We start from the raw sequence: 24,428 nt of genomic DNA, 5'->3' as shown, positions 1-24,428 counted from the left end.
CCTCTAGACGTTAACAAAATGCTTAACGTTCAGAGATGCATACCTCCGGCTCGTCAACAAATCAAGAATAATTATTGTTCCCATTAATCATTTTTCATGGTCAACGGCTGGCCCGTTGATTCGAGCACGGCCCTCCAGTAGTTCGAGCAGGTGTTGATGCGCTTCTTGCCCCGCGTGACCACCCCCATGGGGATATGCACGTAGCGGCCGTTCCAGCGGGAGATGACCAGGCCGGTGCGGCCGGACATGCCCGCGTGGACCGCGTGGATGCCCAGAAACGAGCAGTAGATGCGGTCGTTGGCGTTGGCCGGGACCGAGCGGATGATGTAGCTCGGGTCGATGTACTTGAGGGTGGCCTCGATGTCCTGCTTGCGAAAGTGGTCGAGGATCTCCCTCTTGAGCAGGGCGGCGATGTCGCTCAGCTTGACGTTGCCCGAGGCGTCCTGCTTGCCCGATTCCTCCAGTAGGTCCTGGCCCGCGCCTTCGGCGACCACGATGACCGCGTTGCCGCTCTTTTTCATACGCTTGTCCAGGGCGGCCAGAAAGCCGTTTTCGCCGTGAATGTCGAAGGGCTCCTCCGGGATGAGGCAGAAGTTGACCTCCTGGCAGGACAGGGCGCTCTGGGCCGCGATGAAGCCCGCGTCCCGTCCCATGACCTTGACCATGCCGATGCCCCAGGGCGCGCCCGTGGCCTCCACGTGCGCTCCCTTGATGGCCATGGCCGCGGTCTCCACCGAGGTGTCGAAGCCGAACGAGGGCGAGACGTAGTTGATGTCGTTGTCGATGGTCTTGGGCAGGCCGACCACGGAGATGGACAGCCCGCGTTTGGCGATCTCGCCCACCACGGTGGAGGCGGCGCGCATGGTCCCGTCGCCGCCGATCATGAACAGGATGGAGACGTTCATGCGCTCCAGGGCGTCCACGATGGCCTCCGGGTCCTGGGGCCCGCGCGAACTGCCCAGCACCGTGCCGCCGAACTCGTGGATGCGCGAGACGAAATCCGGGGTCAGCTCGACGACGTCGTACCCCTGCTCGGGGATGAACCCGGCCAGGCCGTACTGGATGCCGAGCACGGACGGAACCTTGTACTCGTGGAAGGCGGCCATGACGATGGCCCGGATCACGTCGTTCAGGCCCGGGCACAACCCGCCGCAGGTGACCACCGCGCACTTGGTCTTGCTCGGGTCGTAGTAAATCTTGTCACGGGGACCGGCGGGCTCGAAATAGGTGTGCTCGACCTTCTTGCGGCTCTTGGGCGAGCCCTCCACGGTCCTGCGGGAGATGTTCACCAGCACGGCGTCCTCTTCCTCCACGAACTTGCCGAACTTGATGGGATTGGCGATCTTGGCCGTGCCGACGGTGGAAATTTCGGTGGATTTGGGCGTGGGGCTCTCGGAGTTGCATGCTTTCATTGTCTCGACCTCCCGAATTCAGCAATGGTCCTTTGGCCTATCGTATTATAACGATTTCTTCCCATGGGCAAACTGTATCTGTGTTTTTTCTCAATACTATAACTGGAAAACACCGGATCGCCGCATTGCGCCGGGCGGGGCGGCGCATCGGGTCTTGACCTTTCCGGGCAAATACCTATCTACTGATTTCGCTGTATCGCGTGATGACCGGAGGATATGGATTTCATGACCAGTCAGATCAAAACCCTGCTGCTTCTGGGCCTGCTCACCGGCCTGCTGATGGCCCTTGGCGGGGCCATGGGCGGCCGCGCCGGATTGTTCCTGGCCTTCGGGTTCGCCATGCTCATGAACGTGGGCAGCTATTGGTATTCGGACAAGATCGTCCTGCGCATGTACAAGGCGCGCCCCCTGTCCCCGGGCGACGCGCCGCACATCCACCGGGTGGTCGGCGAGATGGCGCAGGCCGCGGGCATCCCCAAGCCGCGCATCGTGCTCATCCCCCAGGACGCGCCCAACGCGTTCGCCACCGGCCGCAACCCGCAAAACGCCGTGGTCGCGGTCACGCGCGGCATCGTCAACATTCTCGACCCCGACGAACTCCGGGGCGTACTGGCCCACGAACTCGGCCACATTGTCAACCGGGATATCCTCATCCAGACCATCGCGGCCGTGCTGGGCGGGGCCATCGTGTTCATCGCCAACATGCTCCAGTTCACCGCCATCTTCGGCGGCTTCTCCCGCGACGACGAGGGCGGCAACCCCCTGGCCGCGCTGGCCATGGCCTTTCTCGCGCCCATAGCCGCCACCCTGATCCAGATGGCCATCTCCCGGTCGCGCGAATACCTGGCCGACGCCACGGGCGCGCGCCTGTCCAACCCGGACGACCTGGCCGACGCCCTGGCCAAGCTCGACGCCGCGTCCCAGCGGGTGCCGCTTCAAGGCAACCCGGTCACCGAGAATCTGTTCATCGTCAATCCGTTCAGCGGACGCCGGGCCGCGTCCCTGTTCGCCACCCATCCGCCCATCGAAGACCGCATCGCGCGTCTCCGGGCCATGGCCCAAGGCAGGTAACATGCACCGTTCCGTTTCCCCTTTTCTCCTTCTCCTTTTCCTTGTCTGCTTCGCCTCCGTCCCGGCCCATGCCGCCGACCGCCGCACCCCGGTGGTCCGCGCCGTGGAAGCGGTCAGCCCCTCGGTGGTCAACATCACCGTGACCTCCACGGTCCAGGGCTCCGGCTCGCCCTTCGGCGATCCCTTTTTCGACCAGTTCTTCAAGGAGTACTACAGCCAGCAGCCCCGGCGTTCCCAGAGCCTCGGCTCGGGCGTGATCATCGACGGCAAAAAGGCGCTGGTCCTGACCAATGCCCACGTCATCGCCTCGGGCGGCGACATCGCCGTGCGCCTCAAGGACGGCCGCGAGTTCAAGGCCGAACTGGTGGGCTCGGACGCCGACTTCGACCTGGCCGTGCTCAAGCTCGAGAACGCCCACGACCTGCCCCAGGTCTCCATGGGCGACTCGGACGGCATCTTCATCGGCGAGACCGTCATCGCCATCGGCAACCCCTTCGGCTACTCCAACACCGTGACCACCGGCGTGGTCTCGGCCCTGAACCGACCCATGAAGACCAACGGCGGAGCCTACGGCAGCTTCATCCAGACCGACGCGGCCATCAACCCCGGCAACTCCGGCGGCCCGCTTCTGAACATCAACGGCGAGCTCATCGGCATCAACACCGCCATCCAGGCACGGGCCGAGGGCATCGGCTTCGCCATCCCCATCAACAAGGCCAAGCACGTCATCGCCGAGCTCCTCGACGCCGGCCACGTCTCACCCATCTGGCTCGGCCTGTTCGGCCAGGACGTGGACCAGGCCGCGGCCCGGTACTTCGACCTCAAGGACCTCAGCGGCATGCTCGTCACCGAGGTATATCCCGGCACCCCGGCCGCCGACGCCCAGCTCAAGCCCGGCGACGTGATCGCCTCCTTCAACGGCCGGACCCTGGCCAACAAGACCGATTACCTGACCCGGCTGTTCAGCGTGACCAAGGCCGAATCCGTCAACCTGGTCGCCCTGCGCGACGGTCACGAGATCCGGCTGCACCTTCGGCCCCAGGTTCTGGACAAGGCCATGGCCCTGAAGCTGGTGCGCAACCGCTGGGGCTTCGAACTGGCCGACCGCGACAAGGGGACCGGCGCGGAAGTGACCCGCGTGGTTCCGGGCTCGGCAGCGGCCAAGCTCGGCCTCAAGCAGGGCGACATCATCCACCAGATAGGCAACCGCAGCCTGCGCACGGGCATCGATCTGCTCAACGCCTTTTTGCGAAACCGCATGCAGAAGACGGTCATGATGCGCGTCCAGCGGGGGCGCAACCTCTACACCGTCCGGCTGACCCTCTAGCAAGGAGTTTTCCCATTCCCCCCGACCAACAACGCTACTGGGCCGAGAAGTGTGCGGCCAAGACCTTCACCACACCGTTCCGGCTCGATGTGTTCAATGAACACGTCCCGGACACGAAGGCGCGTATATTGGACTTCGGCTGCGGCTACGGCCGGATCATGGCCGAACTGGCGCAGGCCGGGTACACCGACCTGACCGGCATCGACTTCTCCGAGCCCCTGGTCGAACGCGGCCTGGCCGAACACCCCGAGCTCAACCTGGCGGCCTATCCCGGCGGCCCCATGCCGTACGCGGACGACACCTTCGACGCCGCCGTCATGCTCGCGGTCTTCACCTGTATGCTCGAAACCCGCGCCCAGGCCGAGGCCCTGCTCGAACTGAAGCGCGTGCTCAAGCCCGGCGGCTTGCTCTACGTCAACGACTTCCTGCTCAACCGCGACCGCCGCAACCTCGACCGCTACCAGCTCGGCCAGGAGAAATACGGCCTCTACGGCGTGTTCGACGTGGACGACGGCGGCACCCTGCGCCACCACGACCGCAACCACATGGAGGCCCTGTTCTCCGGGTTCACCACCCTGGTCTTCGAAGAGGTCGTCTACGAGACCATGCACGGGCACCATTCGAACGGCTTCTACGCGGTCGTGAAGATGCCCGGGTAGCGGGCGGGCTGAATAGGGAAAGCCTCCGGCGGGCTCTCGCCGGGCGGGCGTCTCCGACGGCTTAAGGCCGAGGGCCTTAAGAATCCCGTGTTCGCTTCGCTCAGGGGCGTGCGGCGGCCCAAGGCCGTGACGGGGTGCCTTCCGCCGTGCCGGTTGGAGATTGTGGGTAAAAAAAGAGCTTTTTGAGGGGAGGCGTGGTGTATTAAAATACAGTCTCACCCAGGGTAATAAAACGTCGCAAGATTGATTGGGCGGCTTATGCCCAACCCTGTCGGCGGCGTGGATAACCGTCTCGAGGGGTTTCGCCCACACGGAAAAATTCATTGTCCTGTCCCCACACGCTTCTGCCGACGGCACACAAAAAGTTCGGGAGATGCTTAAGAACCCTTTTCAAAGGGACAAGACCACACGAACAGGGAACAGAACAAATAGCCAACGAAGAAGAGGCGGCAGACAAACCGACCGTTCACCGCGGCGAAAGTCTCCTGTTCGCTTCCGCCGATCGAAAAACAGCACACCAGGCTGCGATGCCCGGCGTTGTTCGTTCATTCTCAGGGGATCAGCTCAGGCCGACTTCGGTGAACCGTTCGTCCGCCTGCAGCAGGTCGAAGAACGAGACGCGGCGGTGCCTGTCCCGCATTCGCAGGCCCAAGTTCACCCGGCATTGCTTTGTATTGGGCTGGCGGGAGACGTTGCGTTCGATGATCTCGATCTGTTCCTCATGAATCCGTTCCGTCACCTCGTCGAGCAGGTCAAGACCGCCTGTCCATTCGAGGCGCAGCGAATAAAACTGGTCGCCGCTGATGGGCAGACGATGGAGCGCGTACAGGGCGATCAGGACCAGCAGGGTCAACGGGACGGCGATGACGTACTCGCCCAGGCCGACCGTCACGCCGATGGCCGAGACCACCCAGATGGAGGCGGCCGTCGTCAGCCCGCGCACGAAATCCTGGCTCTTCACGATGGTTCCGGCCCCGAGAAAGCCGATGCCCGTTATCACGCCTGCGGCCGTGCGGGCAGGGTCCATACGGATGGCGGAGTCCGCTCCCATGTTCATCTCGATGGAGAGTTTCTGGAACGTGACGATGATGGCCGCCGACCCCATGCACACCAGAATGTTCGTGCGCAACCCCGCGGCCCGGCCCCTGATCTGCCGCTCCACCCCGACCAGGCCGCCCAGGAGCATGGCCACCAGGAGGCGGACGACGAAAATCCAATCGTTGCTGATGATATCCAGTATATGCGACATAGTACCTCTCAATTTTCTTGCCGAAGGGGAACCGGCACTTCAACCCTTATGCCCCTGTATCGAGTCTGTCATCTTGAAAAAACGGCGCTTACCTGGCCATGCGCCAGGAAAATGATCGCCTCGCCGCTTCCAGTCAAGGTTCACTATTTTTGCCCTGTATCTCGGTGAATTGCCGCTGAATGCCTGCCCGGAAAAGACCGCTGTTCTAGTCTTGCCCCTTTTCAAAAGGTTCTTAATCGGGGTCCGGGGGAGCCAACGCCCCGGAGCCCGGAGGCGCAAAAAAAAAGACTGCTCCATCAGGAGCAGCCCTTTTTACTTATCGGTAATGCGCCCGTCTATTTCAGGATGTCCGGCCGGGCGATCTCGACCTGAGCGTTCTTGCTCAGGTCGTCCATGAAGGCGGCCACGGCCTCGCGGCGGTAGTTCTGACCGGCCTGATCCATCCAGAACTGTTTCTGGTCCTTCCATTCGGCGTCGGACGCAGCAATACGCTCGTTGAGCCGGGCCACGACGGCGCCGCCGCCGGGCATGGTGTAGACCAGTTCGAACCAGTTCTTGCCCTGGGCGCTGAAAGCGGCTTTTGCCAGGGGCTGGCTCTGGCCCAGGCCGGGGATGTTGCCCTGGCGGTTGAAGGGCTGGGTGGTCTTGATCCGCGCACCATATTTCTTGGCGGCGGCCTCGGCGTCGGGGCCGGTCAGGGCCGCATGGATCTTGTCGGCCTCGTTCTGGGCCAGTTCCGCGCCCTTCTGCTCCTTCAGGGTGTTGACGATGGTCTGGCGGACCAGCTTCAGCGCCATGATCGAGGGGGCGATGTTGTCGACCTTTTCCACGAGCATGTACCCGCCGTTGATGGCCACCGGGCTCTTGTAGGCGTCGCCGGGAGCCAGGTCGGCCACGGCCTTGGCGGTGTCCGGGGACATGCCGAAGGTCTGGGCCAGGTACTGGCCGGGCATGGGATCGGTGGTCTCGGTCTCGATGCCGAGCTCGGAGGCGATCTCGGTCAGGGCCATGCCGGACACCAGGCGATCGGTGGCCTGGTCCAGGAGGTCGTTGGCCTTGTCGGACGCCTTTTCCTCGGCCAGGCGGTTCTTGATCTCGCCCTTGGCCTGCTCAAGGGTCTTGACGGTCCCTTCCTTCTTGTCCTCGACCTTGATGATGTGCCAGCCGAACCGGGTCTTGACCGGCTCGGACACTTCACCCTTGTCCAGGGCGAAGGCGGCCTTCTCGAAGTCCGGGACCATGGCGCCCTTGCCGAACCAGCCCAGGTCGCCGCCGTTGGGCGCGCTGGGGCCGTCGGAATTGGCTTCGGCCAGCTTGGCGAAATTGGCCCCGGCCCTGGCTTCCTTGTAGAGTTTGTCGATGCGTTCCTTGGCCTTCTTCCGGTCGGCCTCGGAGTCGGAATCCTTGACCGTGACCAGGATGTGCCGGGCGTGAATCTGCTCGGGCTCCTGCATGGCGTCCTTGTTGGCCGCGTAGTACTCGGCGATCTCGTCGTCGGTCACGGTCTGGAACTTGGCCAGGTAGGCCGGGGTGAAGGACAGGGTCCGCAGGGTGACCTGGGCCGGAATCTGGAAGCGGTCCTGGTTGGCCTTGTAGTAGGCCTCGATCTCGGCCTCGTCGACCTTCACGTCTTTGCGGAAGTCGGTGGGCAGGACCTCGATGTAGTCGAGGCGGACCCGCTCGCCGATCCAGTTGAAGATCTGGCGGGCCTGGGCTTCGGAAACGTCCGCCGAAGCGGCCACGGCGTCCTTGACCCGCTGCATGGTCAGGTCGCGGCGGTAGCTCGCCTCGAACTCGGCCGGGGTCATGCGGATGTCGCGCAGGGCGGCCAGGTAGCGCTGCTTGTCGAAGTTGCCGTTGGCGTCCTTGAAGGCGGCCACGGAGGCGATGCCCTGGGCTACTTCCTGATCGGAGGCGCGGATGCCGAGCTTTTCGGCCTCGCCGAGAAGGAGCTTCTCGCTGATCAGCTGGCCCAGGACCATCTGCTTGAATTCGGGGGACCTGAGCTGCGCAGGGGGCAGATCCGGGTTGGACCGGCGGAGGTTTTCCGACGCGCGCTCATACATCTGTTCGTACTCGGCCCGGGAGATGACCTGGCCGTTCACCGTGGCCACGGTCGGATCGCCCGAGTTGTCCAGCCCGGACATGCCAAAGGCGAAGACGAAGATGAAGATGATGACGGCAAAGAGTATCTTGACGATCCAGCCGGATGCGTTGTTGCGCATTATTTCTAACATTTTTGCTCCGATAGCTATGATGAAAGGTTGCCTCCCCCTGGAGGGAGGCAACATGGTGCCGATCTTAGGACTTGCCTTCCCGAACGGCGTTCAGGAGGCCACCTGCCTGGATAATCTGTAGTTCCTTTTCGGTCAAATCATTTGTGACCGCAACGGTTGCCCCGTTGCCCGCGACCATGTTCACGGTCCCGCCGGGGGTGATTTCCGAGGCCGGGATGGTCAGGTCCACGCCCTCTTCCAGCTTGTCGTAGTCCGAGGGATCGACCAGAAGCAGGGGCAGGATGCCGAAGTTGACCAGGTTGGCGCGGTGGATGCGGGCCAGGGACTTGACCACCACGGCCTTGACGCCCAGGTGGCGCGGGCCGAGGGCCGCGTGTTCGCGGCTGGAGCCCTGGCCGTAGTTCTCGCCGCCCAGGATGACGCCCTTGCCGTGCTCCTGCATGCGGGAGACGAACCCTTCGTCCACGCGGGAGAAGATGTACTGGCTGATGGCCGGGATGTTGGAGCGCAGCGCGGTGATCTGCGCGCCCGCGGGCAGGATGTGGTCGGTGGTGATGTTGTCGCCGACCTTGAGCAAAACCTTGGCCTCAACGGTCTCCGGCAGCTTGTCGAAGTCCTCCAGGGCCACGATGTTGGGTCCGCGCAGGACCTCCACCGAGGAACCGTCCTCGGGCGGGAAGACGAACAGGTCGCGGATGGACGGCACGTCGTCGGGTAGGCTGACGCGCTCGGGCGCCGGGCCCCAGGTGGCCGGGTCGGTGAACTCGCCTTCCAGGGCGAGCTTGGCGGCCGTCTGGGCCGAGACCAGGAATATCTGGCCGTCCTGGGTGCCGGAGCGGCCCTCGAAGTTGCGGTTGAAGGTGCGCACGGACACGCCTGCGGAGATGGGCGAGCCGCCCATGCCGATGCACGGGCCGCAGGAACATTCGAGCAGACGCGCGCCCGCGTCCAGCAGGGGCTCGATCAGCCCTTCGCGGGAGAGCATTTTGAGAACCTGCTTGGAACCGGGGGAGATCATCAGGTCGGTCTCGGGCGGGGTGATGTGCCCGGCCAGGATCTGGGCGGTGTTCTTGAGGTCGGAGTAGGAGGAGTTGGTGCAGGAGCCGATGGCCACCTGGTCGATCTTCTTTCCGGCCAGGTCCTTGACCTTGCAGACCTGGTCCGGCATGTGCGGCTGGGCCACCAGGGGCTCCAGTTCGGACAGGTTGATGGTCACCACCTCGTCGTACTCGGCGTCCGCGTCCGCGACCAGTTCCGTCCAGTCGTCGGCCCGGCCCATCTTGGCCAGGAAGTCGCGGGTGGTCTCGTCGGACGGGAAGATGGACGTGGTCGCGCCCAGCTCGGCGCCCATGTTGGTGATGGTCGCGCGGTCGGGCACGGACAGGGAGGCCACGCCGGGACCGGCGTACTCGAATACCTTGCCCACGCCGCCCTTGACGGTCAGCAGCCGGAGCAGCTCGAGGATGACGTCCTTGCCCTGGGCCCAGCCGGTCAACTCGCCGGTCAGTTCGACCTTGACCACCTTGGGCATGGGGATGAAGTAGGCCTCGCCCGCCATGGCCAGCGCCACGGACAGGCCGCCCGCGCCCATGGCCATGGCCCCGATGCCGCCCGCGGTGGGGGTGTGGGAGTCGGAGCCGATGAGGGTCGCGCCGGGCTTGGCGAAATTCTCCAGGTGCAGCTGGTGGCAGATGCCGGTGCCGGCGGGCGAGAAGACCGCGCCGGACTTGGCGGCCACGGTGCGCAGGAAACGGTGGTCGTCCGGGTTGCGGAAGCCCATCTGCAGGGTGTTGTGGTCCACGTAGCTCACGGACAGGTCCGTGCGGACCTTGCCGATGCCGATGGCTTCATACTGCAGCCAGGCCATGGTGCCGGTGGCGTCCTGGGTCAGAGTCTGGTCGATGCGCAGGCCGACCTCCTGTCCGGGAACCATGTTCCCGGAGACGAGGTGCTTCTCGATGATCTTGTGGGTGATGTTCTTGCCCATGGTCTCTCCTACAATGCGTTGGGTCTCTCTCGAAACCGTCCGGGGGCGGCTTTGCCGGGTCTCTCACCTCCCGGCCGCGCCCCGCACGGGGGTGGTCCATGTCCTATAGGCGCGTCGGCGCGGGGATCAGAACAGGAAGCCGCTCTTGACGCCTTCCGAGGGCTCCAGTTCCTCTATGCCGAGCTTGATCCGGTTGATCTTGTTGGTCCGAAACTGGATCTCCACGTCCAGGCGCAGCTTGTCCTGCTGTGCCTGGAAGATTTCCTCGTGGCGGTACACGCCCTTTGCCGGGTCCTCTTCCTCCCGCAGCCGCCGGACGGCCTGCTTGGTCTTCTCGAGTTCCAGGTTCAGCTGCGCAACCTCCGTCTCAAGGACGTGGATGTCGTCGCTCAGACGTTTGTCACCGGATTTTGATTCTTCTTCTCGTGTCATCCTTCTTCTCGCGTTCCGGTTTGGGTTTCATCTTGCCGGTGGGCAGGGAATTGTAGAAGTTCCAGAACTCGGGCCAGGTGGCGGTCACCTCGCCGTGGTTCTCGAGCACGATGCCGGGCACGGCGTAGGCGGCCAGAGCGCAGCCCATGGACCACACCGGGTCCGGGCTGAACCAGGTGCCGTCCCACTGCGGCTTGCCGGGCTTGAGATGGATGACGTCGCCGTCGATCTCGTAGCTCGCGCCCATGCGGTCGAGCAGCTCCACGGCCACGTCGTTGTCCGCGCCGGTCAGCCTGGCGTCGCCCACCTTGAGCGCCAGGGCTAGGGCCAGGGGCATGAGGTCCGGGGACGCGCCCAGCTGGATGTCCGCCGATTCGGGCAGGTCGCCCTCCATGACGGCCACCACGTTTTCAGTGGCCACCTCGATGCGCAGGCCCAGCGCCCGGAGCTGTTCGAGCACGCGGTCGGCCTGATCGTTTTTGGGCCAGGTCCCTTCCAGGTCGATGCGCCCGCCGCTGAGCACGGGCAGGGCCAGGAGCATGGCGTTCAACCGCACGGACAGGGGCAGTTGCGGACGCGATTCGATGGCCGGGACGCCGTCGGACACGCTGACCGAGTCCTTGCCGAGCTCGGCCTTGATGCCGCAGGCGTCGAGCACGGCCACGGCCTCGGCCACCCGGGCGCGCGCCTCGCTGGTCAGCCCCTTGACGGTCAGCCCGCCGGGGAAGGACCAGGCGGCCAGGGTCAGGGCGGCCGCGAAATCGGGGTCGATGGAGCCGGGCAGGGTCACGGACTCGTCCATGGCTCCGCCGCACTCCAGCCGCACGGGCAGGCCGGGGTTGTTCGGGTTCATGGGCACCACCCGCGCGCCGAGCGACGGCAGCACCTTGTTCAGGGAAGCCGCGTCGAGCAGTTGCAGGGAGGGCTTGCCCGTGAACTTGCACCGTCCGGCATGGCCAAGCGCCAGGCAGAGCAGCATGTAGAAATTGAACTTGTCCTCGCCGACAAAGGCCATGTTGCCCTCGAACTCCAGGGTCCGGCCGCCGTCGTTGCGGATGAAGTCGTCGTCCCAGTGGATGGGCGCGCCGACCTGCTTGAGCGCCTTGGCCAGGTCCTTGTTCGGGGCGTTCATGGTCACCGGGGAGAGGGTCACCTGCGCACCGGCGGACGCGGCCATGGCCAGCATCATCCGGGTGAAGCGGAAGGAACGGGGACCGGCCAAGCCCGCCGATACAGGCTCCACGCGCGGGGCGAGCTTGTATCCCTCGCCTTCGAACTTCTTGCGCGCGTCGGCCAGGGAGAACTGGTTGAGCAGGGTGAAGAGCTGCTTGGTCAGCTTGGCGTCCAGGCCCAACCGGCCCGCCGAGCGGTCGAACGCGCCGCGCAGCAGCTTTTCCAGCTGGGGGTCCACCAGGGATTTCTGCCGGGACTTGCGCCAGGCCCCTTCCTTGCGGATCAGGAAGGCGCGCTTCTCGAGCAGGCCCAGGATCTGGTCGTCGATGTCGGCGATGTCGTTGTAGCGGTGGCCGGTGACCACCTCGGCCTTGGTCGGCGCGTCGTCGTCCACGGGCGGGGCCTCGGGCTTGCGGCCGAAAAAGTCGCGCCCGCCGCGCTTGGGGCCGCGCTTGTCGAACTTGCGCGGACCGCGCTTCTCGTCGCGCTGCGGACGGTTATTGTCGTATCGTGGGGTTTTGCCGGGAGCGGCCTGGTCGGCGTCCCTGCGGGGGCGGTCCTCGAAGGGGCCGTCGTCTTTGCGGATCTTGATCATAGTCTTTCCGTCTTCCTTATTAATGATATGGTTCCCGGCGCACCGGGAAAGGCTTCTCTAGCCCGAAAGCGCACGATATGCAAGACCCGGTTGGCGGGCCGGGCGCGGGCCGGCTTAAGGTTTCCGTACTGGACAAGTCGGGCCGCAAGAGGCATATTGTAGTGAGCCGGTCCCGGCATCCGCTGCCCGGTCCGGAGCCGTTTCGCAAAGCACCTTAATTCCATGGAGGTAAAAGCCATGAGGAAAGTACTGATAGCCGTGCTGCTGGTCTGTTTCATGGCCGCGGGTTACGGCTGCGCCACCAAGGCCCAGCAGGGCGCCACTGTGGGCGGCCTTGCGGGCGCGACCATCGGCGCCCTGACGTTCAAGAACAAGCTCCTCGGCGCGGCCGTGGGCGCGGGCGTGGGCACCCTGTTCGGCTACATAGTGGGCAACGAATGGGACAAGCACGACGAGGCCCAGGTCCAGAAGACCCTGGAGACAGGTCGATCCGACGAGCCGCACGCCTGGACCAACCCCGACACCGGGGCCAGCTACACGGCCACCCCGAGCCCGCCGTACATGGCCGAGCAGAAGGTCTACCGCGACGTCTACATCAAGGACCAGAAGGACGGCGACACCATTATGGCCAAGGCCTGGCGCGACGACCAGGGCGTCTGGCACCTCAAGCAATAGAGCCGGAAAGGCCTGACGGCCATTGACGGAAGCCAGGGAGCTCCGCCGTTTGCGGTGGGGCTCCCTTTTTCGCGCCTGCCGCCCGGCCGGGCAGATGGGCGGGATCGGCAAGCAAGGCGACGGCAACGCCAAAAGCGGCGTCAACGGCCGGAGGGCGAAAGAGCAGGACGCCTCAGCGCGCCGAGCACGCCGCGCAGGGTGACGGCTCCTATGACGGCCACGCCGCCGGCCACGGCCCACGGGCCGGGCAGTTCGCCGTAGCCCACGGCCACGAGCACGGGGTTGAAGATCGGCTCGAGCATCATGATCAGGATCGCCTCCAGCGCGCCGAGCCTCTTTATGGCCCAGACGTAAAGAGCCAGGGACACGCCCTGTTGCAACACGCCGAGATAGAGCAGCCCGAGCCAGCCCTCGGCCGTGGGCGCGGCATCGAACATGAAGGGCAGCCCGGCCAGAGCGGTCAGGCCGTGGCCGAGGATGACCGACTCCACGGGGGAGGCGTCCTTTTGTGATCGCATGCACAAGGTGAAGGCCGCGTAGGACACGCCGGTGCCCACGGCAATGATGTTGCCCCACAGCCCGGTGGCCGACAAACGGTCCATGAAGAACAGGGCCATGCCGCCCACGGTCACCACGATGAACGCCCAGTCCGAGCGGCGCGTGCGCTCCCCGAGCAGCCACGGCGCGAGCAGGGCCACATAGACCGGCGCGGTGTAGGCCAGCAGGATGGCGTTGGCCGAGGTGGTCAGCTTGGTGGCCACCACGTTGGTCACCAGAAGCCCCGCGTAGCCCAGCGCCGCGCCCCATTGCACCCTGTTGAAGCGAAACGTCAGCCGCCCCCGAAAGAGCAAGGCCAGGGTGGCCGCGGCCAACGCGCTGCGCACCCCGGTGATGGCCATGGGATTCCACTGGACCAGCTTGATGGCCAGCCCCCCGGAACTCCAGATGAGCGCCGTGGCCGCCATGAGCAGTATGGCCTTGGACTTCTCGGTCATAACCGGTTATCTCTGCGGTAAAAACAGGACATTGGCAAGCGGGAACGCGGGGCTTGTGATGAATTTCCCAATCTCGTGCGTTTTGGGCCCGACCGGACCTGGGCGGCCAAACGAGCCGATGTCCACAGACCGGAAAGGGGGAGTGATGGAAGGCGGTTCAAAGAATGGCGGCGGTGTAGACCGCTCCCACGGACGCACACTGGCGCAGCGGGCGGTCTTTTGCCTCGGGCATCTGGCCATCGTCCTGTGCTGCGCCTGGCTGCTTTGCGGCGGATTGGCGGGCATCGGCACCCTGTTCGGCCAGTCGTGGGGCTTCACCCAAACGGGCAGGGCGGTCCTGCTGGTCGGCTGCGCGGCCCTGTACTGGTTGCGCCACGCGGTGACGCTCTTCTACCTGCTGGCGCGGCGGGTGGACTGGCCCGAGGTCTTCGGCCTGCTCGGCTTCTTCGCCCTGATCGAGATCGGCCTGCTGCTGACCGGCGGACTGTTCGCCGACGCACCGCCCCTGTTTCGCCCTCTGGACGGCCTGGCCCTGGCTCTGGTCCTGATCGGTTCGTACCTGAACACCGCCTCCGAGACCCAGCGCAAACTCTGGAAGCGCGACCCGGCCCACAAGGGCCATTGCTACACCGGCGGACTGTTCAGATATTCCATGCACATCAACTACTTCGGCGACACCGTCATGTTCACCGGCTGGGCCCTGCTGACCGCCACCCCCTGGGCCCTCGTCCTCCCGGCCCTGATGGCCGCCATGTTCGTTGGCTTCCACATCCCGGCCCTGGACGCCTACCTCGCCACCCGCTACCCCGACGAGTTCCCGGCCTACGCCCGGTCCACCAAGAAGTTCATCCCGTTCATCTACTGAGCCGTCATTCCAAGAGCAAACACGGCCCCCCCCTCCCCAAGGCGCCCGCCCCCCCCTGGAGCACCTTTGGGCGCACAGCGCCCAAACAGCGGCTCTCGACGCATCAAGGCGCGGAAGAGTGGGGCGGATGTGGATTTTTCGAGGGGGGATCCGACCGCAGCGTACTTCCTGTACGTGAGGATCGGAGCCTCCCTCGAAAAATTCGCAGACGGCCCGCTATCCCGCGCCGCCACCCGGTCGCGTTTTACTGACAAACGAAAAGGGGAGGCTGCGCAGCAGCCTCCCCTTGAGTGGTCAGTAAAACCGACCGGCAGGACTTATTTCATGTCCTGACCGGAAGCGGCCTTCTGCATCTTGACCTCGACCTTTTCGGTCAGGCTGGCGTAGTAGGCGCGCAGGCGGGTGAGGACTTCCTCGCGACCGAAGTGGTCGACGACCTCAGCGCCCTCGGACAGGGCCTTGCGCAGCTTGGTGCCGGACAGGATGACGCGGTCTTCCTTGGTGTGCGGGCAGGTGCGCATGGAGGCCATGCCGTCGCACTTGTAGCAGTAGAAGGTCCAGTCGATGTTCATGTTCTTGCAGAGCAGGGCCTTGCCGGGCTCGGGGCAGGCTTCGGTGGCGTAGGGGATCTTCTTGAAGATCTCCTGGGCCTCGAACAGGCCGTAGAAGTCGCCGACACCGGCGTGGTCACGACCGATGAGCATGTTGTTGATGCCGTAGTTCTGGCGGAAGGTGGCGTGGATCAGACCTTCGCGGGGACCGGCGTAACGCATGTCGAGGGGGTAACCCGCGTTGATGACGTTCTCGGGCACGAAGTAGTTGTCGATCAGGATCTGGATGCACTCGATGCGGACGTCGCCCGGGATGTCGCCCGGCTTCAGGTTGCCGATCAGGGAGTGGATCACGACGCCGTCGCAGACTTCCACGGCGATCTTGGCCAGGAATTCGTGGGAGCGGTGCATGGGGTTGCGCAGCTGCAGAGCGGCGACGTTGGACCAGCCGCGCTTTTCCATTTCGGCGCGGATCTGCTTGGGGGTCAGGTAGACGCCCGGGAAACGCTTGGCGTAGTCGCCTTCGGACAGGACTTTGACCGGGCCGGCCAGGTTGTACTTGCCCTGGGCCATGACCATCTGGACGCCGGGATGGTCTTCCATGGCGACTTCCCAGAACTTGTCGTCGGCGGAATCTTCGCCCTCGCCCTTGTAGACGAGTTCGCATTCCCACTTCTTGTCGGCTTCGGTCATCTCGTACTTCTCTTCGACCTTCATGGTGGCGTAGACAACGCCGTCCTTGGCCTTCAGAGCGATTTCGTCACCGACCTTGACGTCTTCGTCGTTGGTGTCGAGGGTGATGGGGATGGGCCAGAAGGTGCCGTCGGCCATCAGGAACTTTTCACAGACGCCGGCCCAGTCGGCCTTCTTCATGAAGCCGTTCAGCGGAGAGAAGCCGCCGATACCCATCATGATCAGGTCGCCCTTGGCGCGATCGGAAATGTCGAGGGTCTTCAGGCCAGCGGCCTTTTTGATTTCAGCGTCGAGTTCAGCGCCTTCGAGCAGACAGCAGACGAGACCTTTACCACCGTGAGGTGCTACGAGGTTAGACATGTAAGCCTCCTAAATAGTTTGTCAGTGATTCCATTGCCTTAATTCATGGTGAGCCGCCTCGGCCGCTTGGATGACCATGAGTATTTCCCAATTGTAGGGTCCGCCTTTATTGGCTGTTTGTGAAAGTCGTGTCAAGCGGTTTTTTCTGCCCGTCCTGCAACAATTTGCGCCCGGTCGGGTGTCGGGTGGCCGAGTAGACCTTCTCGGGAGAAAGTCTAGAAAAAAGGGGCCCGGCGGGCGTGTTTTTTTATAGTATTTTCAGGCAATTGCATTGTCACCTGAATAACACCGTATAAAATGAAAAAAGGCTTGCATTTGTTTGTTCGTTTACACTAAAAACTGTAAGGGTTTCATCAGGTGTTTTTTTGATGGCCGGGGCCGCTCCCGGTCCGGCTCGAACGCCTGTAATCCGGGCATTTCCCGGTTCCCGTCCCAAAACCCGAGACAAGGTTGACGATATACGCTTGTTCAAAAATTCACTTTCACGTTGACAAGGGTGTTTCGTCTTGCTAATCCCAAATTCCGCCCGCTTTAAATCGGGCACCGATTTTTGTTTAGGTAGAGGATGTCGGTTATTGTGAATAATAAAACCCTATTTAGGAGGAGAAGTTATGCCGACCTTTGTTAACCCGGAAAAATGTGACGGCTGCAAGGGTGGCGAAAAGACCGCTTGCATGTACATTTGCCCCAACGATCTGATGATCCTGGATCCCGCCGAAATGAAGGCTTACAACCAGGAACCGTCCGCTTGCTGGGAATGTTATTCCTGCGTGAAAATTTGCCCCCAGGGCGCTATTGAAGCCCGTCCGTACGCCGACTTCGCCCCTATGGGTGGTACCTCCATCCCGATGCGCTCCGCTGAAGACATCATGTGGACCATCAAATTCCGTAATGGCAGCGTGAAACGCTTCAAGTTCCCCATCCGCACCACTGCTGAAGGTTCCATCAAGCCCTTCGACGGCAAGCCCGAACCCGGCGACCTGGACTCCGAGCTCCTGTTCACCGAGACCGAGCTGAAGACTCCTATCGCCACCGCGATGGAAGAGGCTTCCGTCACCGAAGCCGACCTGAAGAAAGAGTGGAAGATGGACGATTACGCCAGCCTGGTCTAGTACCGGCTTGCGAATCCTTGTCTGATTAGACTACTTGAATCACGTTAAATACTAGGAGAAATATTATGCCTCTGCTTCCCATCAAAGAAGCTTCCAAGGGTGTTGCTCTCGCCGAGCCGGAAATCATCGAACAGACCGTTGATATCCTCATGGTCGGCGGCGGCATGGGTAACTGCGGTGCTGCCTTCGAAGCCGTCCGCTGGGCCGATAAAGTCGATCCTTCCCTGAAGATCATGCTCTGCGACAAAGCCGCTCTGGAGCGCTCCGGCGCCGTTGCCCAGGGCCTGTCCGCCATCAACACCTACTGCGGTGAGAACGACCCGGACGATTACGTCCGCATGGTCCGCACCGACCTCATGGGCATCGTCCGTGAAGACCTGATCTACGATCTGGGCCGCCACGTTGATGATTCCGTCCACCTCTTCGAAGAATGGGGCCTCCCCGTTTGGGTCAAGAAAGACGGCAAGAACCTCGACGGCGCCAAGGCCAAGGCCGAAGGCCTCGCCATCCGCAAGGGTGACGCTCCGGTCCGCTCCGGCCGCTGGCAGATCATGATCAACGGTGAGTCCTACAAGTGCATCGTCGCCGAGGCCGCCAAGAACGCCCTGGGCGAAGACCGCTACGTCGAGCGCGTGTTCATCGTTAAGATGCTCCTGGACGCCAACGAGCCCAACCGCATCGCCGGTGCCGTCGGCTTCTCCACCCGTGAGAACAAGGTCTACGTCTACAAGTGCAACGCCGCCGTTGTCGCTTGTGGTGGTGCCGTTAACGTGTACCGTCCCCGCTCCACCGGTGAGGGCATGGGCCGCGCCTGGTACCCCGTCTGGAACGCCGGTTCCACCTACACCATGTGTGCTCAGGTCGGCGCCGAAATGACCATGATGGAAAACCGCTTCGTCCCCGCCCGCTTCAAGGACGGTTACGGCCCGGTCGGCGCCTGGTTCCTGCTCTTCAAGGCCAAAGCCACCAACTACAAGGGTGAGGACTACTGCGAGACCAACCGCGCCATGCTGAAGCCTTACGAGGATCGCGGCTACGCCAAGGGTCACATCATCCCCACCTGCCTGCGTAACCACATGATGCTCCGTGAAATGCGTGAAGGCCGCGGCCCGATCTTCATGGACACCAAGACCGCCCTGCTGAACACCGTCGGCGGCGACCTGACCGGTCCCGAGTGGAAGCACCTCGAGTCCGAGGCTTGGGAAGACTTCCTCGACATGTGCGTCGGCCAGGCCAACCTGTGGGCCGCCACCAACTGCGCTCCCGAGGATCGCGGTTCCGAGATCATGCCCACCGAGCCTTACCTCCTGGGTTCCCACTCCGGTTGCTGCGGCATCTGGGTTTCCGGTCCGGACGAACCTTGGGTCCCCGAGTCCTACAAGGTCAAAGCCGACAACGGCAAGGTCTACAACCGTATGACCACCGTCAACGGCCTGTTCACCTGCGCTGACGGCGTCGGCGCCTCCGGCCACAAGTTCTCCTCCGGTTCCCATGCTGAAGGCCGCATCGTCGGCAAGCAGATGGTCCGTTGGTGTGTCGACCACAAGGACTTCACCCCGACCCTGAAGGAAAATCCTGCTGACCTGGCCAAGGAAATCTACCAGCCGATGTACACCTACCTGGAGAACAAGGACGGTTCCACCGATCCCGTTGTGAACCCGGCCTACATCACCCCGCACAACTTCATGATGCGCCTGGTCAAGGCCACCGATGAATACGGCGGCGGCGTCGCTACCCTGTACATGACCTCCAAGGCTCTGCTGAACACCGGTTTCTGGCTGCTCGGCATGATGGAAGAAGACTCCAAGAAGCTCGCCGCCCGTGACCTGCACGAGCTGATGCGCTGCTGGGAGCAGTTCCACCGCCTGTGGACCGTCCGCCTGCACATGCAGCACATCGAGTTCCGCGAGGAATCCCGTTACCCGGGCTTCTACTACCGCGGCGACTTCATGGGCCTGGATGACTCCAAGTGGAAGTGCTTCTGCAACTCCACCTTCGATCCCGCCACCGGCGTGACCACCGTCTTCAAGAAGCCCTACGTCAAGATCATCCCCGACGCCTAAGCTTAGGTAATGATCACCCCGAGAGCGCGGGTCCCCGGACCCGCGCTCTCTTTAAAATACCGGGGCTAAAATGGTCTGAATCCGGGCCGGGATAACCGCTCCCGGTCCGGGTTTAGGCCATTTATTGGCTTGAGCCTCAACTTTATTCGGGAGGAGTTAAGAGAATGTCGAATAACAGTATTCTCGTCGTAGGCGGAGGATTCGCAGGAATCACCGCCGCCCTCGAAGCCGCCGAAGTCGGCTACGAGGTGTACATCGTTGAAACCAATCCCTACCTCGGTGGGCGGGTTGCGCAGCTGAATCAGTATTTCCCCAAGCTGTGCCCTCCTTCCTGCGGTCTGGAGATCCAGTTCCAGCGCATCAAAAACAACCCCAACGTCAAGGTCATCACCATGGCCGACGTCACGTCGGTTTCCGGCTCGGCCGGCAACTACGACGTGAAGATCACGCAGCGCCCGCGCTTCGTGAATGAGAAATGTACCGCCTGCGGCGAGTGCGAGAAGGCCACCTCCACCAAGGTGACTTCCGAGTTCGACTTCGGCACCGGCTCCCGCGGCCTGGCGTACAAGACCCATCCTTTCATGTTCCCCATGCGCTACGTCGTGGACGCCGAGAACGCGTCCGAGACCGAGCTGGCCGCCATCAAGAACGCCTGCCCGTACGACGCCGTGGACACCGATGACGCGGCCAAGACCATCGATCTGGCCGTCGGGGCCATCGTCGTTGCCACCGGCTGGAAGCCTTACGACGTCGCCAACCTGACCAATCTCGGCGGGGGCAAGCTGAAGAACGTGGTCACCAACATGCAGTTCGAGCGCCTGTGCGCGCCCAACGGCCCGACCAACGGCAAGATTCAGAGGCCTTCCGACGGCGCCGAGCCGCAGAAGATCGCTTTTGTCCAGTGCGCCGGTTCCCGCGACCAGAACCATCTGAACTACTGCTCGTACATCTGCTGCATGGCTTCGCTCAAGCATGTCCGCTATGTCCGTGAGCGTTCCGACGCGGCCGCGACGATCTACTACATCGACCTGCGCACCCCGGGCCGCTACGACAAGTTCAAGTCCATCACCGAGGCTGATGACAAGCTCAGCCTGGTCAAGGGCAAGGTGGCCGCCATCGTCGAGGACGGCGACGGCAATCCGATCGTCACCGTGGAAAACGCCCTGACCGGCATCAAGACCGACGAGAAGTTCGACTTGGTCGTGCTGGCCACCGGCATGCAGCCCAGCTGTGCCGGCCTCCAGGTTCCGGCGGGCGCCATCGATGCCGACGGTTTCGTCATAGACGGCGAGGGCATCATCGCCGCCGGTTGCGCCAAGCAGCCTCTTGATGTCATGAAGACCGCCCAGTCCGGCACCGCAGCCGCGATGAAGGCGATTCAAACCGTGGTAGGGAGGTAACCAATGGCTGAAAAGCTTGGAGTATATATCTGTGGAGGCTGTGACATCGGGGCCAACCTTGATGTCGACGCCCTGGCCCAGTTCTGCGCCGACGGCAAACACTCCTCCGTCGTGGCCGTGGCCAAGTCCAACCCTGTGCTGTGCAGCCCGGAAGGCAAGGCCATGATCGAGGCCGACATCGCCGAGAACGGACTGGACGGCGTGGTCTGCTGCGCCTGTTCGCCCCGCGCCAAGTGGGACGTGTTCAAGTTCGGCGAAAAGGTCCAGGTGGAGCGCGTCTCGCTGCGCGAACAGTGTGTCTGGTCCTACCAGGAAGACCCCAAATTCCCCGGCCAGATGGAAGTCATCGCCAAGGACTACTGCAACATGGGAATCACCAAGCTGGTCAACAGCCGGATTCCCACGCCGGAACTGCCCGAAGCCTTCAAGACCGTGCTGGTCGTGGGCGGCGGTTTCACCGGCCTGAACGCGGCGCTCAACGCCGCCAGCCTGGGCTACCAGGTGGTCCTGGTCGAAAAGGCCGAGACCCTGGGCGGCAAGGCCGCGACCATGTACAAGTCCTTCCCGCTGGGCGCGCCCTATTCCGAGCGCGAGCAGCAGATCAACATCAAGGACATCATCGCCAAGGTCGAGGCCAGCGACAAGATCACCGTCATCACCGGCGCCACCCTGGATTCCCTGGCCGGCGCTCCGGCCAAGTACAAGGCCACCATCGCGGGCAAGGAATACGAGATCGGCGCGGTCGTCATGGCCACCGGCTGGGTTCCGGGCAAGGGCAAGTTCCTGGCTCCGCTTGGCTACGGCACCATCAAGAACGTGGTCACCGCCGCCGAGCTGGAGAAAATGGCGGCCAACGGCGGCATCAAGACCGCCGAGGGCAAGACCCCTTCCTCCGTGGCCTTCATCGTCGACACCTCGCTGCTGACCAAGAACATCTCCTACGGTCCCTGCGGCGAAGCCTGCGAGGCCCCCGAGGACATGCCCTGCAAGGAAGAGGACGAGTCCGAATGCGCGGACGAGTGCGAGACCTTCCAGTACACGGACAAGGAATCCGCCAAGCACCTGGCCTACTCCTCGGAGCTGACCTCCCTGGTCGCCCTGAAGCAGGCCAACTACGTGCGTGAGCTCGCTCCCGACGCCGTGGCCTACGTGGTCTACGACCACATGATGGTCCCGGGCATCAACGAGAAATACTATCAGGCCGCCCAGGACGATCCGGGCGTCATGCTGACCAAGGGCACGGTCACGGAAGTCTCCGAGGCCGGTTCCTCCGTGGTCATCAAGGCCAAGGACACGCTGCTCGGCGCCGACGTCGAGCTGATCGCGGACATGGTCGTGGTTCCCACCGCCATCGTCCCGACCACCGCGGCCGATCCGACCATGAACTTCGTCTACCGCCAGGGCCCGGCCTTCCCGGACCTCGAGCTGTTCGACGGATTCGCGGATTCCAACTACATCTGCTTCCCCTACGAGACCCGCCGCACGGGTGTCTACGCCGCCGGTTGCGTGCGCCAGCCCATGGGCTTGGGCCTCGCCGCCGAGGACGCGGCCGGTGCCGCCCTCAAGGCCATCCAGTGCATCGAGTCCGCCAACCGCGGCGTGTCCGTGCATCCCCGGTCCGGTGACCTGAGCTTCCCGGAGTTCAACTTCACCCGCTGCACCCAGTGCAAGCGCTGCACCGAGGAATGCCCGTTCGGCGCCCTGGACGACGACGAGAAGGGCACTCCGATGCCCAACCCGACCCGCTGCCGCCGCTGCGGTACCTGCATGGGCGCCTGCCCGGAGCGCGTCATCAGCTTCGCCAACTACGGCATCAGCCAGATCGGCCAGGCCATCAAGGAAGTGAAGGTTCCCGACACCCTGGACGAAGGCGGACCCCGCATCATCGTCCTGTGCTGCGAGAACGACGCCTACCCGGCCCTGGACATGGCTGCCATGCGCGGCAAGTCCTGGTCCCCGTATGTCCGCTTCCTGCCGGTGCGCTGCCTCGGTTCGGTCAACGCCATCTGGGTTGCCGACGCCATGAGCAAAGGCGTGGACGGCGTGATGATGCTCGGCTGCAAGTACGGCGACGACTACCAGTGCCACTTCGTCAAGGGTTCCGAGCTGTGCAACCGCCGCAAGGAGAACATCGCCGAGTCCCTGGGACGCCTCGGTGTCGAGCCTGAACGCGTCGAGCAGTACGAGGTCTCCATCGACATGTACGACAAGGTGCCTGCAATGATCGATGAGTTCGTCGAGAACATCACCACCAACTTCGGCCCCAACCCGTTCAAGGGTTACTAGGAGGTACGGCATGTCCAATACCGTCAAGGTACAACCGGACCTTAAGTTCGTTAAAGAGTTGCAGGCCGTGGGCGGCGACTCCCTGAAGAAGTGCTACCAGTGCGCCACCTGTTCGGTGGTCTGTCCCCTGTCCCCCGCCGACAGCCCGTATCCCCGCAAGGAGATGGTCTGGGCCCAGTGGGGTCTCAAGGACCGCCTGGTCAATGATATGGATATCTGGCTCTGCCACAACTGCGGCACCTGCTCCGACCTGTGCCCGCGCGGCGCCAAGCCGGGCGACCTGCTGTCCGCCCTGCGCAACATGGCCTACCGCAATCTGGCCCCGCTGCCGATCATCGGCAAGTGGATGTCCAGCTCCAGCGGGCTGCTGCCCCTGGCCGCCATTCCGGCGATCATCTACGCGCTGATCTGGATCTTCCAGGCCTCGCGTCTGGGCTCCTTCCTGCCCACCTTCGAGTGGGAGCACGCCTCCCACGCCTGGAAAGCGGTCCAGGACGGCGCGGTGGTCTTCGGCGGCCTGTTCCCCGGCGACTACTTCATCGACCCGATCTTCGGCCTGGTCTTCCTGTTCATGCTCTGGGGCTTCTATGCGGGCGTCCGGAACATGCTCAGGGCCTTTGACGACCAGCCCAAGACCTTCATCGCGGGCCGCAAGGGCGAACCCTGCTTCTGCTCCTGCCTGATCGACACGATCAAGTACGAGATCCTCCAGCACACCCAGTTCATGGACTGCAACGACGAGGATTCCGACGAGCTCGACATCAAGCGCGCTTCGGGCCACCGCTGGCTCATGTTCGCCTTCATCGCCCTCATGGTCGTCACCGGCGTGGTCGCCACCGGCCACTGGGGCGGCTGGTTCCTGCGCAAGATCGGCGTGGAAGGCCTGGGCGGCATCGTGTCCGCCATCGGCCACACCCCCATGCCCTGGTGGTCTCCGGTCAAGCTGCTCGCTTACGTGGGCGCGGGCCTGGGCGTCTACGGCCTCATGGCCCTGACCAAGCGCCGGGTGAACTTGGACCAGTCCAAGCAGTCCTCCAGCTGGTACGACTGGTACCTGCTGACCCTGATCTGGACCATCTTCCTGACCGGTATCGGGGCCCTCGTGTTCCGTCTGCTGGGCGTGGCCCTGTTGGCCTACCCGATCTACTACGTGCATCTTATCGGCGTGTTCATGCTGCTCGCGTACCTGCCGTGGTCCAAGCTGGGCCACCTGGTCTACCGCACCGTGGCCCTGTCCTACGCCAAGAAGATTGGCCGCATCCCCATGGGCGCCGACAAATAGTCGG

18 protein-coding genes are annotated in these 24,428 nt (G+C 63.5%); 10 read left to right on the top strand and 8 right to left on the bottom strand.

The window, feature by feature from the left end:
* Nucleotides 1-83: 83 nt before the first annotated feature.
* Nucleotides 84-1,412 carry an ATP-dependent 6-phosphofructokinase gene (locus ACR42D_RS18085; protein WP_484568179.1) on the bottom strand — a complete coding sequence of 443 codons (1,329 nt, stop codon included), beginning with the start codon at nt 1,410-1,412 and terminating at the stop codon, nt 84-86.
* Nucleotides 1,413-1,637: 225 nt separating this feature from the next.
* Here ACR42D_RS18085 and ACR42D_RS18080 point away from each other — a divergent pair, with 225 nt between their 5' ends.
* The 3 genes from ACR42D_RS18080 to ACR42D_RS18070 all read left to right on the top strand — a co-directional run bounded on the left by ACR42D_RS18080 (nt 1,638) and on the right by ACR42D_RS18070 (nt 4,469).
* Nucleotides 1,638-2,483, top strand: a complete 846-nt coding sequence (locus ACR42D_RS18080; RefSeq protein WP_484568178.1) for a zinc metalloprotease HtpX — start codon at nt 1,638-1,640, stop codon at nt 2,481-2,483.
* A gap of 1 nt (nt 2,484) precedes the next feature.
* A complete protein-coding gene (locus tag ACR42D_RS18075; protein WP_484568177.1) occupies nt 2,485-3,810 on the top strand; it encodes a trypsin-like peptidase domain-containing protein in 1,326 nt (441 codons plus the stop codon).
* Between the two features lie 89 nt (nt 3,811-3,899).
* Nucleotides 3,900-4,469, top strand: a complete 570-nt coding sequence (locus ACR42D_RS18070) for a class I SAM-dependent methyltransferase (protein WP_484568176.1) — start codon at nt 3,900-3,902, stop codon at nt 4,467-4,469.
* Nucleotides 4,470-5,028: 559 nt separating this feature from the next.
* Here ACR42D_RS18070 and ACR42D_RS18065 read toward each other — a convergent pair.
* The 5 genes from ACR42D_RS18065 to ACR42D_RS18045 all read right to left on the bottom strand — a co-directional run bounded on the left by ACR42D_RS18065 (nt 5,029) and on the right by ACR42D_RS18045 (nt 12,142).
* Nucleotides 5,029-5,718, bottom strand: a complete 690-nt coding sequence (locus ACR42D_RS18065) for an MgtC/SapB family protein (RefSeq protein ID WP_484568175.1) — start codon at nt 5,716-5,718, stop codon at nt 5,029-5,031.
* A 335-nt stretch (nt 5,719-6,053) separates the two neighbouring features.
* The gene (locus ACR42D_RS18060) at nt 6,054-7,955 is read right to left on the bottom strand and encodes a SurA N-terminal domain-containing protein (RefSeq protein WP_484568174.1); all 1,902 of its coding nucleotides are present in this window, start codon (nt 7,953-7,955) and stop codon (nt 6,054-6,056) included.
* Between the two features lie 64 nt (nt 7,956-8,019).
* Nucleotides 8,020-9,942: an aconitate hydratase gene (locus ACR42D_RS18055; protein WP_484568173.1), complete on the bottom strand. Its 1,923-nt coding sequence runs from the start codon at nt 9,940-9,942 to the stop codon at nt 8,020-8,022.
* Nucleotides 9,943-10,068: 126 nt separating this feature from the next.
* Nucleotides 10,069-10,374: a hypothetical protein gene (locus tag ACR42D_RS18050; RefSeq protein WP_484568172.1), complete on the bottom strand. Its 306-nt coding sequence runs from the start codon at nt 10,372-10,374 to the stop codon at nt 10,069-10,071.
* Nucleotides 10,343-12,142 carry a chorismate mutase gene (locus ACR42D_RS18045; RefSeq protein ID WP_484568171.1) on the bottom strand — a complete coding sequence of 600 codons (1,800 nt, stop codon included), beginning with the start codon at nt 12,140-12,142 and terminating at the stop codon, nt 10,343-10,345. Before ACR42D_RS18045 ends, ACR42D_RS18050 begins: the two co-directional genes overlap by 32 nt.
* A 237-nt stretch (nt 12,143-12,379) precedes the next feature.
* Here ACR42D_RS18045 and ACR42D_RS18040 point away from each other — a divergent pair, with 237 nt between their 5' ends.
* The gene (locus ACR42D_RS18040; RefSeq protein WP_484568170.1) at nt 12,380-12,817 is read left to right on the top strand and encodes a glycine zipper domain-containing protein; all 438 of its coding nucleotides are present in this window, start codon (nt 12,380-12,382) and stop codon (nt 12,815-12,817) included.
* 140 nt (nt 12,818-12,957) lie between these two features.
* Here ACR42D_RS18040 and ACR42D_RS18035 read toward each other — a convergent pair whose 3' ends face one another.
* On the bottom strand, nt 12,958-13,812 hold the full coding sequence (locus ACR42D_RS18035) for a DMT family transporter (RefSeq protein WP_484568169.1): 855 nt from the start codon (nt 13,810-13,812) through the stop codon (nt 12,958-12,960).
* A 145-nt stretch (nt 13,813-13,957) separates the two neighbouring features.
* Here ACR42D_RS18035 and ACR42D_RS18030 point away from each other — a divergent pair, with 145 nt between their 5' ends.
* The gene (locus ACR42D_RS18030) at nt 13,958-14,677 is read left to right on the top strand and encodes a DUF1295 domain-containing protein (protein ID WP_484568168.1); all 720 of its coding nucleotides are present in this window, start codon (nt 13,958-13,960) and stop codon (nt 14,675-14,677) included.
* A 317-nt stretch (nt 14,678-14,994) separates the two neighbouring features.
* Here ACR42D_RS18030 and sat read toward each other — a convergent pair whose 3' ends face one another.
* The gene (sat, locus tag ACR42D_RS18025; protein WP_484568167.1) at nt 14,995-16,281 is read right to left on the bottom strand and encodes a sulfate adenylyltransferase; all 1,287 of its coding nucleotides are present in this window, start codon (nt 16,279-16,281) and stop codon (nt 14,995-14,997) included.
* A gap of 611 nt (nt 16,282-16,892) precedes the next feature.
* On the opposite strand from sat, the gene aprB reads away from it, so the two are divergent.
* The 5 genes from aprB (at nt 16,893) to qmoC (ending at nt 24,424) form a co-directional block, all read left to right on the top strand.
* Nucleotides 16,893-17,393, top strand: coding sequence for an adenylyl-sulfate reductase subunit beta (gene aprB / locus ACR42D_RS18020; RefSeq protein WP_484568166.1), 501 nt, complete (start codon nt 16,893-16,895; stop codon nt 17,391-17,393).
* A 65-nt stretch (nt 17,394-17,458) separates the two neighbouring features.
* Nucleotides 17,459-19,456, top strand: coding sequence for an adenylyl-sulfate reductase subunit alpha (aprA, locus tag ACR42D_RS18015; protein WP_484568165.1), 1,998 nt, complete (start codon nt 17,459-17,461; stop codon nt 19,454-19,456).
* A gap of 119 nt (nt 19,457-19,575) precedes the next feature.
* Nucleotides 19,576-20,856 carry a CoB--CoM heterodisulfide reductase iron-sulfur subunit A family protein gene (locus ACR42D_RS18010; protein WP_484568486.1) on the top strand — a complete coding sequence of 427 codons (1,281 nt, stop codon included), beginning with the start codon at nt 19,576-19,578 and terminating at the stop codon, nt 20,854-20,856.
* A gap of 3 nt (nt 20,857-20,859) precedes the next feature.
* A complete protein-coding gene (locus ACR42D_RS18005) occupies nt 20,860-23,142 on the top strand; it encodes an FAD-dependent oxidoreductase (RefSeq protein ID WP_484568164.1) in 2,283 nt (760 codons plus the stop codon).
* A 10-nt stretch (nt 23,143-23,152) separates the two neighbouring features.
* Nucleotides 23,153-24,424 (top strand): quinone-interacting membrane-bound oxidoreductase complex subunit QmoC, encoded by a 1,272-nt coding sequence (gene qmoC / locus ACR42D_RS18000; RefSeq protein WP_484568163.1) that lies wholly within the window; start codon nt 23,153-23,155, stop codon nt 24,422-24,424.
* Nucleotides 24,425-24,428: the final 4 nt, after the last annotated feature.

The organism is Pseudodesulfovibrio sp. lm2024, from assembly GCF_051175575.1.
GTDB lineage: Bacteria > Desulfobacterota > Desulfovibrionia > Desulfovibrionales > Desulfovibrionaceae > Pseudodesulfovibrio > Pseudodesulfovibrio caledoniensis.
The sequence above is the reverse complement of the archived record's forward strand: the minus strand, read 5'-3'. Positions and strand labels throughout refer to the sequence as shown.